This window comes from Litoreibacter ponti (genome assembly GCF_003054285.1).
Lineage (GTDB): Bacteria > Pseudomonadota > Alphaproteobacteria > Rhodobacterales > Rhodobacteraceae > Litoreibacter > Litoreibacter ponti.
In genome coordinates this window covers 1,967,379-1,982,257 of record NZ_QBKS01000001.1, presented here as the reverse complement: position 1 = coordinate 1,982,257, position 14,879 = coordinate 1,967,379, and the positions used below count along the sequence as shown (strand labels likewise).

The following is a 14,879-nucleotide window of genomic DNA, read 5'->3' as shown; positions in this document are numbered from 1 at the left end:
CTACTCCTTCATGAAGCCGCGCAGCACGGCGCGGGTGGCGTCGACAAGGGGATCATGGGTGTCCTTGAGGATCTGCACCCGGTCGAACCGGTCGAGGTCAGCATTGACCGCCGCGCGCAGGGCGGTGCCAAAGGCCATCCGCAGCTCTGTGCCGATGTTGAACTTGCAAATCTGCGAGCCGCGCGACAGCAATTGGCGCTGCGCCAAAGGCACACCAGAGCCGCCATGGATCACCAGCGGCACGTCCGTGACCGCCTCGATGGCGCGGATACGGTCCAGGTCGAGCCCGTCGCCCGCGTCCTGTTGCAGATGCACATTGCCCACAGAGATTGCCATCGCGTCCACGCCCGTCTCAGTCGCGAAAATAGCGGCCTCGTCGGGGTCAGTGCCATTCGACTGCTCGCCGCCATCATAGCCCACAAAGCCGATCTCGCCCTCGCAGGAGATGCCCGCGCCATGGGCCAGCTTTGCAATTGCGCGGGTCTCTGCGATGTTGTCCTTAAGCGGCTTGCGGGAGCCGTCGAACATCAGCGAGGTGAAGCCGCTATCCAGGGCCTCGGAGCATTCGTCGTAAGTGTAGCCGTGGTCCAGATGGGCCACGACCGGGACCGATGCACCTTCGGCCAGATGGCGGAACATACGGCCCAACACGGGCAGCGGCGTGTGCTCGCGGCAGGACGGGCCCGCCTGCAAGATCACGGGGCAGTCTTCGGCTTCCGCCGCGGCCACATAGGCGCGCATATCCTCCCAGCCGAGCGTCACCAGCCCGGCCACGGCGTAGCCGTCCCGCAGGGCGGGCTGCAGCACCTCGCGAAGCGTTGCCAGCGTCATTTGAACTTGGCGATCATGTCTTTGATGCCCGGGATCGTCTCGATCTGGTACGCGTGGGACGGCTGGAAATACTGCACCAGCGAGCGCTGCGACAGCCCGCCCAGAATGGTGAAGTAATACATCTGGTAGCCCGGCAGCACCGCGCAGGGGTGGTAGCCATTGTCGAGGCAGATCGTCGAGCCATCGACGATGTGATAGGCATCCCCCGCCTTGCCGTCCTCGCGCTGCAGCATCTGAACGCCGGAGCCGTGGTTGGGCTTGAAGCGGAAATTGTACGTCTCGTCGTGGCGCGTCTCGTCCGGCAGGCGGTCGGTGTCGTGCTTGTGGGACGGGAAGCCGGACCAGCCGCCTTCGCCCACGGTGAACAGCTCGGAGACCAGCAACCGGCCCACCTGCCCGTGATACTTCGTGCCCAGGATGTGCTTAATCTTGCGGTGGGTCTTCGTCTCGTCGGAGCCGTATTGCACAAGGTCCAGCTCATCGGCGCGCACCGCGAACGGATCGAGCACCTTGTCATATTTGGCCCCGCAGACGAACACCTCGGCCTCCGCGCTGGTGCAGACCATCGTGGCGCGGGCGGCGGTGGGCACATAGACGCCCTCCGGCTCGCCATCCCAGACATCTTCGGTGCGTTGGCCTATCGCATCCGCCTTGAACCCCTCGATCTCGATATCGACGGTGCCTGTGGCCGGCACTATGCAGGTCTCATAGCCCGGAACCTGATATTCGAACGCCTCGCCCTGCTTGAGCTTGACGATGTTGAAATAGTTCAGCGGCACCGTCGCATCATCCACGTCCACGATGGGCTTGTTCTGATTGTCAAAGGGCGGAATGTGCATGTTTGGCCTCCTTCAGGCGGCAGTAGGGCCGGGGTGGTCGGCCAGAAACGTATCGAGCGTGGCGGTGTCGGCCATGGCAGGTGCACAGCCGGGGCGAGACACGGTGATCGACGCGCAGGCAGAGCCGCGCAGGATCGACGTCTCCAGATCGTGCCCCGCCGCCAGCGAGGTCACAAGCCCCGCCATGAAACTGTCGCCCGCGCCGGTAGGCTTGAGCGCTTCGACCGGGTAGATGCCGGTGCGGATCTCGCGGCCCTCGTGGAAGGTGATCGCGCCCTCTTCGCCCATCTTGTAGATGACGATCGCGACCGTTTTGGCGAGCTCCCGTGCCTTGGCAAGCCCCTTGTCTATGCCGCCCGCCATGAAGCCGAACTCTTCGTCATTGCCGACGATCATGTCCGAGAGGCTCGCGGCTTTCGACAGCACCTCTTCGGCCACGTGTGGCGAGGGCCAGGAATAGGGGCGGTAGTCGACGTCAAAAATGATCGGCAGGCCCGCTTTTTTGGCCAGCTCAAACGCCTTGAAGGTCGCGCTGCGCGACGGATCGGCGGCAAAGACGGTGCCTGCGGTGATCAGCGCGCCGAAACGGGCGTAATCCACCGCCATCACATCCGCCTCGTCCATCTGGAAGTCCGCCGCGCCATTGCGGTAGATCACGTTGCGGTGGCCCTCGACCCGGCTCTCGTAGAAGGCCAGCGAGTTGCGGTACTCGCCGCCCACGGGCGTGACATACTCGGTTCCGACGCCGTATTTCTTCAACTGGCCCACGCAGTAGCTGCCGACGCTGTCATCGCTGACCCGCGTGACCAGCGACGCGCGGCCCCCCAGCTTGCAAATCCCCACGCCAATATTCGCGGACGAGCCGCCAAGGCCGACGGTCACCGTTTCGGCATCCTCTGCGGCTACGCCTGCATCGGTGAAGAAGTCGATGCCCGCGCGGCCGACGATCACAAAACGGTTCTGCTTGATCCCTTCGATCAGCATCAGACGCCTTTCCGTTGGCGGGGGCGGGTGCTTTCCCAATCCTCATGGGCGGCTTTGACTTTGGGGTTGTCAGTGACATGCGGCGTGCCGACCTCCCACCATGTGTGGCCTTCGGTCGTCCAGCCCTCATAGGCGTCGACCTTCATCACTATGACGCTGGTCTTGTCGGCGGCCTGCGCACGTTTGAACGCCTCTGCCAGCTCTGCTGGGTTCGCGACTGTCTCGGCGTTGCAGCCCATCGAGGCCGCGTGGGCTTCGAAATCCACCGCGAAGGGCTCTGGCACAGTCGGCGTGTCCGCGATCAGGTTGTTGAAGCTCTCGTTGCCGGTGTTGTTTTGCAGCTTGTTGATCACCGCGAAGCCGCCATTGTCGAGCACCAGCACGATCAGCTTTTTCCGGGTCAGCACAGACGAATACAGGTCCGAGTTCAGCATCAGGTAAGAGCCGTCGCCGCAGAAGACGACCGTGTCGCGATCCGGCTCTCGCTCGGCCTGCGCGATGCGCGCCCCCCAAGCGCCCGCGATCTCGTAGCCCATGCAGGAGAAGCCAAACTCTACATCCACCGTGCCGATATCCAGCGTGCGCCAGTTGGCCGTGACCTCTGCCGGAAGCCCGCCCGCCGCGGCGACCACCCGGTCACGCTTGTCCATCAGCGCGTTGGCAATCCCGATGGCCTGCGCGTAGGAGTTCGGGCGGTTGCCCGGCTTCACATTCTCGGCCACGTAGTCGGACCATTTGGCGCGCTCGGCCTGCGCCTCGTCCACCCACGCCCTCGGCGCGGTGTAGTCAAAGTCGAGTGCCTCCAGCGCCAGCTTCGCGTCGCCCACCACGGGCAGGGACATATGCTTCATCGCGTCATGCCGCCCGACATTCAGCCCGATGATCCGCGCGTCCTTGGCGAAGGCGGTCCATGATCCGGTGGTGAAGTCCTGCAGTCGTGTGCCGACGGCAAGGATAACATCCGCCTTCTCGGCAATCGCGTTGGCGCTGTCCGAGCCAGTGACGCCGATGGGTCCGATGTTCAACGGATGCGTGTCGACCATATTGGCACGCCCCGCGATGGTCTCGACCACCGGGATCTGATGCGCCTCGGCAAATGCCGTCAGCTCGGCCACGGCGCCGGAATACTGCACCCCGCCGCCTGCGATGATCATCGGGCGCTTGGCCGTTTTCAGCAGCGCGATGGCATCGGCCAGCTCACGGGCATCGGGGGCCTGACGGCGGATGCGGTGCACGCGCTTTTCAAAGAAGCTTTCCGGGTAGTCATAGACCCAGCCCTGCACATCCTGCGGCAGCCCGATGAAGGCCGGGCCGCAATCAGCGGGGTCCAGCATTGTGTTGATCGCGGCGGGCAGGGATTGGATCACCTGCGCGGGATGCGTGATGCGGTCCCAGAAGCGGCTGACCGCCTTGAACGCGTCGTTCACCCCGAAGGTTGGATTGCCGAAATGTTCGAGCTGCTGCAGCACCGGATCGGGCAGGCGCGTCAGGAACGCGTCGCCGCACAGCATCAGCATTGGCAGCCGGTTGGCATGGGCCAGCGCGGCAGAGGTCAGCAGGTTCGCGGTGCCCGGCCCGGCGGAGGCTGTGCAGAACATAAAGCGCTGGCGCAGCCAGTATTTCGCGTAGCCCGCGGCGGCGAACCCCATGCTTTGCTCGTTCTGGCCGCGATAGAGCGGCAGCGCGTCCTTGTGGTCATACAGCGCCTCGCCCAGACAGGTGACATTGCCGTGGCCGAAGATACCAAAGCCGCCGCCACACAGGCGCATTTCCTGACCGTCGATCTCGATGAACTGCGCCGCCAGATAGCGGATGATGGCCTGAGCCGTGGTCAGGCGAAGCGTCTTGTCGCTCATGCGATCCTCCCAGATCGGCGAGGCTGCCCTCGATGCGCGGCGCGGCGCGTTCCGCGCCGCCGCAGCTTTTGCAGCTTGCGCGGTTTCGAATCTGACGATACTAATTTTGCAACCGGTTGCAAACCGAAATTCCAGCGGGGGGAGCGCATGGCCGAGATCGGTATCGGCATTCTGGGCGGCGGCTACATGGGCAAGGCCCATGCGGTTGCGATGTCCTCCGTCGGGGCGGTGTTCAACACCGCGCTACGCCCTCGTCTGGAAATGGTCTGCGCGTCCTCCGACGCCTCCGCCGAGCGGTATCGCGCGGCTTACGGCTTCGCGCGCGCCACATCGGATTGGCAGGTCTTGGTCAAGGCCCCAAAGGTCGAGGCCATCGTCATCGCCACCCCGCAAGAGACCCACCGCGCCATCGCGGAAGCGGCCTTCGCGCTGGGCAAGCCGGTTTTTTGCGAAAAACCCATGGGCGCGTCCTTGGACGACGCCCAAGCGATGACCGACGCGGCGGAGGCTTCCGGCGCGGCCAATATGGTCGCCTACAACTACATCCGCACGCCCGCCTCGCAATTCGCCCGCAAGCTGATCGCTGATGGTGTGATCGGGGACGTCACGTGGTTCCGTGGCGAGCATACCGAGGATTTTCTGGCTGACCCGGAGGCGCCTGCGACATGGCGCACGGACGGCATGGCGAACGGCACAATGGGCGACCTGTCGCCCCATATGATCAACGCGGCCCTTGCGCTGATGGGGCCGATGCGCAGCCTGATCGCAGAGGTCGAGACGGTCCACAAAACCCGCCCCGGCGGCGCCGTGACCAATGATGACCACGCCCAGCTGATGTGCCGTTTCGCATCGGGTGCCATGGGGCATCTCTATTTCAGCCGCATCGCGACGGGCCGCAAGATGGGCTACGCCTATGAGGTTACCGGCACAAAGGGCGCGATCCGTTTTGACCAGGAGGATCAGAACGCGATCTGGCTCTACCAGATGGACGGCCCCGAGGCGCAGCGCGGCTTTACCAAAATCCTGACCGGCCCCGCCCATCCCGACTACGAGCCCTTCTGCCAAGGCCCCGGCCATGGGACCGGCTACCAGGATCAGATCATCATCGAGGCACGCGATTTTCTGCACGCCATCGAGACCCGTCAGCCCGTCTGGCCCACCTTCCGCGATGGGTTGGGCGTGATGAAGATCATTGACACGGCGCTCGCCTCGGCCGAGGCGAAAAGCTGGCGCGACATTCCAGACTGAAAGGCTCCAAACCATGAGCATCCGCATCGGAAATGCCCCCTGTTCCTGGGGGGTGGAATTTGCAGACGATCCCCGCAACCCGACCTGGCGCGACGTGCTGCAGCAATGCCGCGACGCCGGCTACACGGGCATCGAGCTGGGCCCAGTGGGCTTCATGCCCGAAGACCCGGTCGAGCTGGGGGAGGCGCTGTCGGAGTTCGACCAAGAGCTGATCGGTGGGGTGGTGTTTCGCCCTTATCACGACCCGGACAAGTGGGACGACGTGCTCGACGGCACGGTGCGCACCTGCAAGGCGCTGGCCGCCCATGGCGCCAAGCATCTGGTGCTGATCGACAGTATCTCGCCGCGCCGTGCGCCCACCGCGGGCCGCGCCGCCGAGGCCGAACAGATGGAGGCTGCGGAGTGGTCCGCCTACCGCGACCGCATCGTCGAGAGCACCAAGATCGGTGTCGACCACGGCCTGACCGTGGGAATCCACGCCCATGCCGGCGGCTTCATGGATTTCGAGCCGGAGCTTGAGCGCTTGCTCGACGAGGTCGATGAAAGCCTGCTGAAAATCTGCTTTGATACCGGCCACCATTCCTATGCGGGCTTTGACCCGGTGGCCTTCATGAAGCGCCATATCGGGCGCATCAGCTACATGCATTTCAAGGATATCGACCCGGCGGTGAAGGCCGACGTGATCGCCAAGCGCACAGGGTTCTATGATGCCTGCGGGCAAGGGATCTTCTGCAACCTCGGGCAGGGCGATGTGGATTTCCCTGCCGTGCGGCAGGTGCTGCTGGATGCGGGCTTCGAGGGGTGGTGCACGGTGGAACAGGATTGCGATCCGACACTGCCGGGGACGCCAATGGAAGACGCGCAAGCGAACCGCGAATACCTGCAATCCATCGGCTTCTAGGGGAGATTTGGCCATGGCAAGATTGAATTGGGGCATGATTGGCGGCGGCGAAGGCAGCCAGATCGGCCCGGCGCACCGATTGGGCGCGCAGGCGGATGGCAACTTCGTTCTGGCCGCGGGCGCATTAGACCATGACGCCGACCGGGGCCGCGCCTATGCCCAGAGCTTGGGTGTCGCCCCTGACCGCGCCTATGGCGATTGGCAGGAGATGCTGGCGGGCGAGGCCGGGCGCGAGGACCGCGTCGATCTGGTCACCGTGGCCACGCCGAACTCGACGCATTTCGAGATCACCAAGGCGTTCCTGGAAGCAGGCTTCAACGTGCTGTGCGAAAAGCCCATGACCATGACCGTGGAAGAGGGCGAGGAGATCGTGAAGATCGCCAAGGCGTCGGGCAAGATCTGCGCGGTGAACTACTGCTACTCCGCCTATCCGATGGTCCGCGAGATGCGCGAGATGGTGCGCACGGGGCAGGTGGGCCGCGTCCGGCTGATCGTGACGAATTTCAGCCATGGGCACCATGGCGACGCAAGCGATGCGGACAATCCGCGGGTACGCTGGCGCTACGATCCGGCCATGGCGGGCGTGTCGGGGCAGTTCGCCGATTGCGGCATCCACGCGCTGCATATGGCGTCGTTCATCGCGGGCGATCAGGTGCGCACGCTGTCGGCGGATTTCGCCTCGACCATCCCATCGCGGGAGCTGGAGGATGACGCGATGGTCAACTTCCGCATGGAAGGCGGCACGGTGGGACGGCTCTGGACCTCATCTGTGGCCATCGGGCGGCAGCACGGCTTTGACATTCAGGTCTTCGGCGAGACGGGGGGCATGCGCTGGCGCTCGGAAGAGCCCAATCAGGTCTACTACACCCCTGTCGGCGGCCGGACCCAGATCATGGAGAAGGGCGAGGGCGGCTTGTCCGACGAGGCCGCGCGGCTGAGCCGGGTGGCGATTGCGCACCCGGAGGGCTTCCCGCTGGCGGTCGCCAATATCTATGTCGATCTGGCGGCGAGTATCCGCGGCGCGCGCCGCGATGGGCTGCCAACGGCAGAGCACGGTTTGCGGTCTATGGCCGCAGTGCATCAGGCGGTGGCATCGGCCAAGGCGGATGGGGCCTGGGTCGACGCCCGCCCGCCCTCGTTGCGGTAAAAGCGTCTTTGAAGACGCTTGCGACGCGCATGAAATGCGCGTCGTGGAAGGCCGTTCGAACGGCCTTCCTACCGCCTAGTAACTGCGTGGGGGAAGGGTGCCCCGCTCGATGACGCGACACGGAAACAGGCGCGCCTCCGGATAGCGATTGGGATCGTCCAGCATCGCGCCCATCAGCTCCACCGTGCTTTCGATGATCTGGCGGATCGGCTGGCGGATCGTCGTCAGGTTGATGTTTTGCCAGCCCGACATCTCCATGTCGTTCAGCCCAATCAGGCCCAGATCGCCCGGCACGTCCAGGCCGCTCTCGCGCGCGGCGGACAGGGCACCGACGGCGACGACATCGTCGCCGCAGAAATAGGCCTGCGCCGGGCCTTGTTCAAGCAGGCGCAGCATCTCGCGGCGGCCCGCGTCGAAGGTATAGGCCTCGGCGAAGGAGTGGGTGACGGTGACGCGGCGGTGCTTGGCCATCTCTGCGCCGAAGCCTTGCAGGCGGTCCTGGGTCGAGGTGGCTTTCTCCGGCCCGCCCAGAAACGCGACCTTGGTGTAGCCGCGATCCAGCAGTTCCAGCGCGGCCATGCGGCCACATTCGACATTGTCGATGCCCACGATGTGGACTTGCGGCGCCGATGAGAACCGCCCGAAGCTGTGCACGACCGGGATGCCCGCGTCTCGGAAGGCCTTGGCGAAGTCCGGCGGCAGGGTGGAGGAGGCGACCACGACCCCGTCGACGGAGTATTGCCGCATCATTTGCACGGATGTCTGCGGATCGGTCTCGTCGCTGAGATTGACCAGAAGCGGGCGCAGCCCGCGGGCTTGCAGGCCGGAGGTGAATCGGTCGAAGACCTCCAAAAACAGGGGGTTGTGGAAGTTGCTCACCACCAGCCCGATCAGTTTGGTGCGCCCCGTGGTCAGCGACGAGGCGAGCGCGTTGGGGCTGTAGCCCAGCTCCAGCGCGGCCTTCTCCACCTTGCGGCGCATCTTGGGCGAGACGGACGCCCCGTCGGTGAAGGTCCGCGATACGGCGGAGCGGGATACGCCCGCGCGCTCCGCCACGTCCTTGAGTGTTGCCGCCATCCGTATTCGTCCCCCGCTACGTCGCCTGAATGCCCAAGGCCGGCCATAGGCGCAGTATGGAATTCGGCACTTCGTTTTGCAACCGGTTGCAAAAATACGCAATCTGTGGTCTGTTTGATTCTGAGAGACGGCCAAAGACCGGACTCCGTGCCCTTAGGCGTTCAAAAATTCTGGGAGGAATACATGACATCTTTAACCAAGAAGCTGGCGCTTGCCGCCGCACTGGCCGTGGCCCCCTTCACGGTGCAGGCCGATGGCCATGCCACGCTGAACTACGTGCTCGTCAGCCATGCGCCTGACAGCGACAGCTGGTGGAACACCATCAAGAACGGCATCGCGCTGGCGGGCGAGCAAGTCTCCGTCAATGTCGAGTACCGCAACCCGCCGACCGGCGACATCGCCGACATGGCGCGCATCATCGAGCAGGCCGCGGCCTCCAGCCCCGATGGCATCATCACGACGCTGGCCGACTTCGACGTGCTGAGCGGCCCGATCAGAGACGCGGTCGACCAGGGCATCGACGTCATCATCATGAACACCGGCACCCCGGAACAGGCTCGCGAAGTGGGCGCGCTGATGTATGTGGGCCAGCCCGAGTATGATGCAGGCCTTGCCGCGGGCATCCGCGCCAAGGGCGAGGGCGTCACCAAGTTCCTGTGCGTCAATCACGCCATCCAGCAGCCCACCGTGGGCGAGCGCTGCCGCGGCTATGCCGACGGTCTGGGCATTGAGCTGGGCGACGCGATGATGGACAGCGGCACCGACCCGGCCGAGATCAAGAACAAGGTGCTGGCCTACCTGTCGGCCAACCCCGATGTGGACGGTATCCTGACGCTGGGCCCGGTCTCCGCCGACCCGACCATCGCCGCGCTGGAAGAGAACGGCATGGCCGGTGACATCCACTTCGGCACGTTCGACCTGGGCGAAGAGATCGTCAAAGCCATCAAGGGCGAGGTGATCAACTGGGGTATCGACCAACAGCCCTTCCTGCAGGCCTATATGCCTGTCGTGATCCTGGCCAATTGGGACCGCTACGGCGTGCTGCCGGGCAACAACATCAACTCCGGCCCCGGCTTTGTCACCAAGGACGGCCTCGCCAAGGTTGAAGAGTTCGCAGGCGAGTACCGCTAAGCGCTGAACGCCAGAAGGGCGGCCCCACACGCGGAGGCCGCCCTTCTTGTCTCTGCAGATATCAAGGTCCCGGACCCATGAGCGACACGACGCAAACCGACGAGCGGATCAAGGAGACCTCCCGGTTCCGCCAAGCACTCATCCGCCCCGAACTGGGCGGCATGGTGGGCACCGTGGCGGTGTTCACCCTCTTCGCCCTCTTTGCCTGGGACAGCGGCATGTTCGCGGCCCAAGGCGTGATGAACTGGTCGATTATCTCTGCGCAGTTCATGATCATCGCTGTGGGCGCCTGCTTGCTGATGATCGCGGGGGAGTTTGACCTATCCGTGGGCTCAATGATCGGATTTGCGGGCATCATGATCGCGGTCTTCGGCGTGGTGCTGGCGTGGCCCATGTGGATCGCGATCCTCGTGACCTTTGCGATTTGCTGCGCGCTTGGCGCGCTCAACGGCTTCATCGTGGTGCGCACAGGGCTGCCCAGCTTCATCGTGACGCTGGCCTTCCTGTTCATTCTGCGCGGTTTCACCATCTACATCCCGCAGACCATCGAGCGGAAGACCATCATCGGCGGCATCCGCGACGCGGCGGAGGGCGACTGGCTTGCGCCGATCTTCGGCGGCAAGATCGGCCAGCCGATTTTCACATGGCTTGGCGATGCGGGCATCATCGGCGTCTACGAGCGCGGCACCCGCGCGGGCCAGCCGGTCATCGACGGCATCCCGATGCTGATTGTCTGGGCAATCATTCTGGTGATTTTCGGGCATATCCTTCTGACCCGCACCCGCTTCGGCAACTGGATCTTTGCGGCAGGCGGCGACGCCGAGGCCGCGCGCAACTCCGGCGTGCCGGTCAACTACGTCAAGATCATGATGTTCGTCTTCACCGCCTTCTGCGCCACGGTCTTTGCCGTGTGTCAGGTCATGGAGTTCGGCTCGGCGGGCGCCGACCGGGGCCTGTTGAAAGAGTTCGAGGCGATCATCGCCGTGGTCATCGGCGGCGCTTTGCTTACCGGCGGCTACGGCTCCGTGTTGGGGGCGGCGCTGGGTGCGCTGATCTTCGGCGTCGTGCAGCAGGGGCTGTTCTTTGCAGGGGTCGAAAGCTCGCTCTTCCGGGTGTTCCTTGGGGTGATCCTGCTCGCGGCCGTGATCCTGAACACCTACATCCGCCGCATCATCACGGGGGAGCGTTGATATGGCTGATCCGATCATCCAGATGAAGAATATCGAAAAGCATTTCGGCAGCGTGATCGCGCTGGCTGGGGTCTCGGTCGATGTGACGCCGGGCGAATGTCACTGCCTCTTGGGCGACAATGGCGCGGGCAAGTCGACCTTCATCAAGACCATGTCCGGGGTTCATAAGCCCACCTCGGGCGAGATCATCTTCGAGGGCAAGCCGATGGATTTCGCGGACCCCCGCGACGCCATGGCGGCGGGCATCGCCACGGTGCACCAGCAGCTGTCGATGATTCCGCTGATGTCGGTGAGCCGCAATTTCTTCATGGGCAACGAGCCGGTGAAGAAGGTGGCAGGCTTCAACTTCTTCGATCACGCCACGGCCAACAGGGTCACGATGGAGCAGATGCGCAAGATGGGCATCAACCTGCGTGGGCCGGATCAAGCCGTTGGTACACTGTCAGGCGGTGAGCGGCAGACGGTCGCTATCGCTCGCGCGGTGTATTTCGGGGCGAAGGTGTTGATTTTGGACGAGCCGACCTCGGCGCTGGGGGTGCGGCAGACGTCGAACGTGCTGGCGACCATCGACAAGGTGCGCAAGCAGGGCATCGCGGTGGTGTTCATCACACATAACGTGCGCCATGCCATGGCGGTGGGAGACCGGTTCACCGTGCTGAACCGGGGCAAGACGCTTGGCACGGCGATGAAGGGCGAGATCACGCCGGAAGAGCTGCAAGACCTGATGGCCGGGGGGCAGGAGCTGGCCACGCTGGAGGGCTCGCTGGGCGGCACGGTCTAGGCTATATCCGGTGCCATGATCAAAGTTGGCATTATCGGCTACGGGGCGATTGCCCAGTACCTTGCGCAGGCTCTGCCCCGGATCGGGGCGGAGCTTGTTTTCGTTGTGGCCCGCGAGGGGCGCGAGATCGCTGTGCGGGACGCGTTGGGCGATGTTGCAGTGGGCGGGGATATTCTGGGTGCGCCGGAGCTGGACGTGGTGGTCGATTGTGCAGGCCATCAGGCGCTGCGCGATCACGGCTACGCGGTGTTGCGGCGCGGGATTGATCTGGTGACGGTCTCCATCGGCGCCTTGGCCGATGACGCGCTGCGTGCCTCGCTGGAGGAAGCGGCCCGGATCGGTGGGTCGACGCTGCACTTGCCTTCGGGTGCGCTAGGGGCGCTGGACGCGCTGGGGAGTGCCGCGGAGGGGGGCTTGGCCCGCGTGACCTACACAGGCCGCAAGCCACCAAACGGCTGGAAAGGCTCGCCTGCCGAAGACGCGGTCGATCTGGACGGATTGACCGAGGCGGCGGTGCATTTCGAAGGGTCCGCGCGGCAAGCAGCGCTGGCCTACCCCAAGAACGCCAATGTCGCCGCCGCCGTGGCGCTGGCGGGGGTGGGTTTTGACGCGACGCAAGTGCTGCTGATCGCCGATCCCGACGCGCGCGCGAACATCCACGAGGTCGAAGCCGAAGGGGAGTTTGGGAGCTTCCGCTTCGAGATCGCAGGCGAGACGTTGCCGGACAACCCACGCACCTCAGCCCTGGCGGCGATGTCGGTGGTCAAGACGGTGGCAGACCGCGCGCGGTCCTTGCGCGTTTGACCGGCTGAGCGCGCCTGGGTGAGAGACGGAGCTGGAGAGGGCCCGCCCTCTCCAGACCTCACCGGGCGTCGCGCTACATATTGCGCAGCACGATCAGCATCAGCAGGGTGTACACCGCAATACCGCCGCCGATCAGGTAATATGGAAAATGCCGGGTGACCTGTGCGCGCGCCAGCTGCTGCATCTGGTAGAGCAGGTCCGGCCATGTGTAGCTGACGAAATCGCCCTGGGTGAAGACCGCCTGAATGCGGCCCTCGGCGTCGACCACCGGCAGGCGCCGGAAACGCTCGTTCGACATCATGCGCAGCCAGTCGATGATGTCGTCATCCTCGCGCGCGAGGCGCGGATTTTCGGTCATGATCTCGCTGAGTTTGGTGGTCGTGGCGTCCATGCCGCGGCCGACCACCTTGTTCATGATGTCGCGCTCGGTCACCACACCGATCACCTTGTCGTCGGGGTCGACCACGATCACCGAGCCGTAGTTCTTGTCCGACATGGCCGCGACCGCGTCCTTGACGGTGGTCTCAGGGCCTCGGGTCAGCGGGGTGGGCTTGCTGGCATATTCGGGCCGGTCCTTGAGGCGGGTGCCGGGGCGTGTGTTGTCTTGGGCCATGGGTGGGGCTCCTTGGGAAAGTGCCAGTTGGGGTAGCACCACCTAGGGGCGCAGCGCGCCTTGGCAACTCAGGCGGGGCTGGCCTGCGCCCTGAGCCCGCCGATTTCCTCGCCCGCGATGCGCGCCGCGATGAACAGCGCCAAGAGCCACCCGGTCGCCACGGCCGTGGCGATCCCGATCCAGACCCCCCACACATCCATGCCGATCAGCCCAACATAGATCCAGATGAAGAAGGCCACCCCGAAGCCCTGTCGGTAGATGCTGATCCACAGCGTCCAGACCGGCCGTTTCAGCGCCTGCAGGAACGAATTGATCGCAAACAGCATCATATAGATGGGGAAGATGATGCTATCGACCCGCAGGTAGCTGGTGCCGATGCGCACGACCTCTGGGTCGTCGCTGAAGAGCCGGATGAAGAAGGGCGAGGCGAACCACAGGATCGGGAAGGCCACGGCGGACATCACGAAGCCGAGCTTGAAGCAGAAGAACAGGCTTTCACGGACGCGGTCATACTCTTGCGCCCCGAAGTTTTGTGCCGCGATCGGCAGCAGCGCGCCGGTCATGCCGAGCACCGGCAGGAGCAGGATCTGCTCGATCCGGAGCGCCACGCCGTAGGCCGCAATGGCTTCGGGACCGAAGTTCTTCAGGGCGTATTGCACCACAAAGCCGGAGATGAACATCACCATCATGGCCGAGGTCGTGGGCAGCATCTGCGCGGCGATCTCGCGGTAGCGGGGCAGGTCGGGGGTGAGCCAGCTCAGGGAGAACCCCTCCATGATGCGGCGGCCCATGACGCGGGTGATGATCCAGACCATCACGCCTGTCTGGCTGATCACGGTCGCGACCGCGATGCCGGGCAGGCCCAGCCCGGGGATCAGACCGGGGATGCCGTAGATCAGCAGCGGATTGAGCCCACAATTGGCGAAGAAGGCCACCATCAGAGCGCGCTGCAGGGATTTGGTGTCCCCATGGGCCTGCAGGATGCCATTGGCCCCGTAGGCCATCAGGAAGCCCGGCAGAGCGGCGAGCAGGATGTAGAAATAGGTGGTGGCGGCGTCGCGGTAACCGCCGGGCTCGGACACCAGCTGGATCAGCAGCGGCCCGCCGAAGACGCCGACGATCAGCAGTATTGCGACCGCGAGTATGCCAAAGCTCAAGCCCTGGCTTGCCAGCGCGCGGGCCTGTGCGTCGTCCTTGCTGCCCTTGGCATTGCCCACGAGCGCAGACATCGCCGCGCCGAGGCCGAAGCCCACCGACATCATGATGAAGAACGCCTGAAAGCCGATGGCGAGGCCCGCCTGCGCCTCGGTGGAAATCTGGCCCGCAAAATACACGTCCACCACGTTATAAAGCGTTGAGAACAGCATCCCCAGGGCGGCGGGCAGCGCCAACGTGCGGAAATGGCCCGCGATGGAGCCCTCTGTCAGGTCGACGTCAATCTCGCGCATCCCGCGCCCCTCCAGCGTTATCCGCTAAC

General features: G+C 64.5%; 14 protein-coding genes. 7 read left to right on the top strand and 7 right to left on the bottom strand.

What is annotated here, in order from left to right; translation table 11 throughout:
* The 4 genes from C8N43_RS10110 to iolD are packed head-to-tail and all read right to left on the bottom strand — an operon-like array spanning position 1 to position 4,510.
* Positions 1-831, bottom strand: coding sequence for a class II fructose-bisphosphate aldolase (locus C8N43_RS10110; RefSeq protein ID WP_107845476.1), 831 nt, complete (start codon positions 829-831; stop codon positions 1-3).
* Positions 828-1,670 (bottom strand): 5-deoxy-glucuronate isomerase, encoded by an 843-nt coding sequence (locus tag C8N43_RS10105; protein WP_107845475.1) that lies wholly within the window; start codon positions 1,668-1,670, stop codon positions 828-830. The genes C8N43_RS10110 and C8N43_RS10105 overlap by 4 nt, the downstream gene beginning before the upstream one ends.
* A 12-nt stretch (positions 1,671-1,682) precedes the next feature.
* On the bottom strand, positions 1,683-2,654 hold the full coding sequence (locus C8N43_RS10100; protein ID WP_107845474.1) for a PfkB family carbohydrate kinase: 972 nt from the start codon (positions 2,652-2,654) through the stop codon (positions 1,683-1,685).
* Positions 2,654-4,510, bottom strand: coding sequence for a 3D-(3,5/4)-trihydroxycyclohexane-1,2-dione acylhydrolase (decyclizing) (iolD, locus tag C8N43_RS10095; protein WP_107845473.1), 1,857 nt, complete (start codon positions 4,508-4,510; stop codon positions 2,654-2,656). The genes C8N43_RS10100 and iolD overlap by 1 nt, the downstream gene beginning before the upstream one ends.
* 147 nt (positions 4,511-4,657) lie before the next feature.
* Here iolD and C8N43_RS10090 point away from each other — a divergent pair, with 147 nt between their 5' ends.
* Genes C8N43_RS10090 through C8N43_RS10080 form a run of 3 tightly spaced genes read left to right on the top strand, consistent with a single transcriptional unit; the run spans position 4,658 to position 7,806 of the window.
* On the top strand, positions 4,658-5,758 hold the full coding sequence (locus C8N43_RS10090) for a Gfo/Idh/MocA family protein (protein WP_211308577.1): 1,101 nt from the start codon (positions 4,658-4,660) through the stop codon (positions 5,756-5,758).
* 13 nt (positions 5,759-5,771) lie between these two features.
* A complete protein-coding gene (locus C8N43_RS10085) occupies positions 5,772-6,659 on the top strand; it encodes a sugar phosphate isomerase/epimerase family protein (RefSeq protein WP_107845471.1) in 888 nt (295 codons plus the stop codon).
* A gap of 13 nt (positions 6,660-6,672) precedes the next feature.
* The gene (locus C8N43_RS10080) at positions 6,673-7,806 is read left to right on the top strand and encodes a Gfo/Idh/MocA family protein (RefSeq protein WP_107845470.1); all 1,134 of its coding nucleotides are present in this window, start codon (positions 6,673-6,675) and stop codon (positions 7,804-7,806) included.
* A gap of 75 nt (positions 7,807-7,881) precedes the next feature.
* Here the strand turns inward: C8N43_RS10080 and C8N43_RS10075 are convergent, their stop codons facing one another.
* Entirely contained in the window at positions 7,882-8,883 is a 1,002-nt protein-coding gene (locus tag C8N43_RS10075; protein ID WP_107845469.1) for a LacI family DNA-binding transcriptional regulator, read from the bottom strand.
* Positions 8,884-9,066: 183 nt separating this feature from the next.
* Between C8N43_RS10075 and C8N43_RS10070 the strand changes: the two genes are divergently transcribed.
* The 4 genes from C8N43_RS10070 (at position 9,067) to C8N43_RS10055 (ending at position 12,789) form a co-directional block, all read left to right on the top strand.
* On the top strand, positions 9,067-10,014 hold the full coding sequence (locus C8N43_RS10070) for a sugar ABC transporter substrate-binding protein (RefSeq protein WP_107845468.1): 948 nt from the start codon (positions 9,067-9,069) through the stop codon (positions 10,012-10,014).
* A 77-nt stretch (positions 10,015-10,091) separates the two neighbouring features.
* The gene (locus C8N43_RS10065; RefSeq protein WP_107845467.1) at positions 10,092-11,204 is read left to right on the top strand and encodes an ABC transporter permease; all 1,113 of its coding nucleotides are present in this window, start codon (positions 10,092-10,094) and stop codon (positions 11,202-11,204) included.
* Between the two features lies 1 nt (position 11,205).
* Positions 11,206-11,985: an ATP-binding cassette domain-containing protein gene (locus C8N43_RS10060; RefSeq protein WP_107845466.1), complete on the top strand. Its 780-nt coding sequence runs from the start codon at positions 11,206-11,208 to the stop codon at positions 11,983-11,985.
* An 18-nt stretch (positions 11,986-12,003) separates the two neighbouring features.
* A complete protein-coding gene (locus C8N43_RS10055; protein WP_107846322.1) occupies positions 12,004-12,789 on the top strand; it encodes an aspartate dehydrogenase in 786 nt (261 codons plus the stop codon).
* Between the two features lie 73 nt (positions 12,790-12,862).
* Here the strand turns inward: C8N43_RS10055 and C8N43_RS10050 are convergent, their stop codons facing one another.
* The gene (locus C8N43_RS10050; RefSeq protein WP_107845465.1) at positions 12,863-13,402 is read right to left on the bottom strand and encodes a CBS domain-containing protein; all 540 of its coding nucleotides are present in this window, start codon (positions 13,400-13,402) and stop codon (positions 12,863-12,865) included.
* A gap of 68 nt (positions 13,403-13,470) precedes the next feature.
* Complete coding sequence (locus C8N43_RS10045; RefSeq protein WP_107845464.1) at positions 13,471-14,850, bottom strand: MATE family efflux transporter; 1,380 nt, start codon at positions 14,848-14,850, stop codon at positions 13,471-13,473.
* Positions 14,851-14,879: the final 29 nt, after the last annotated feature.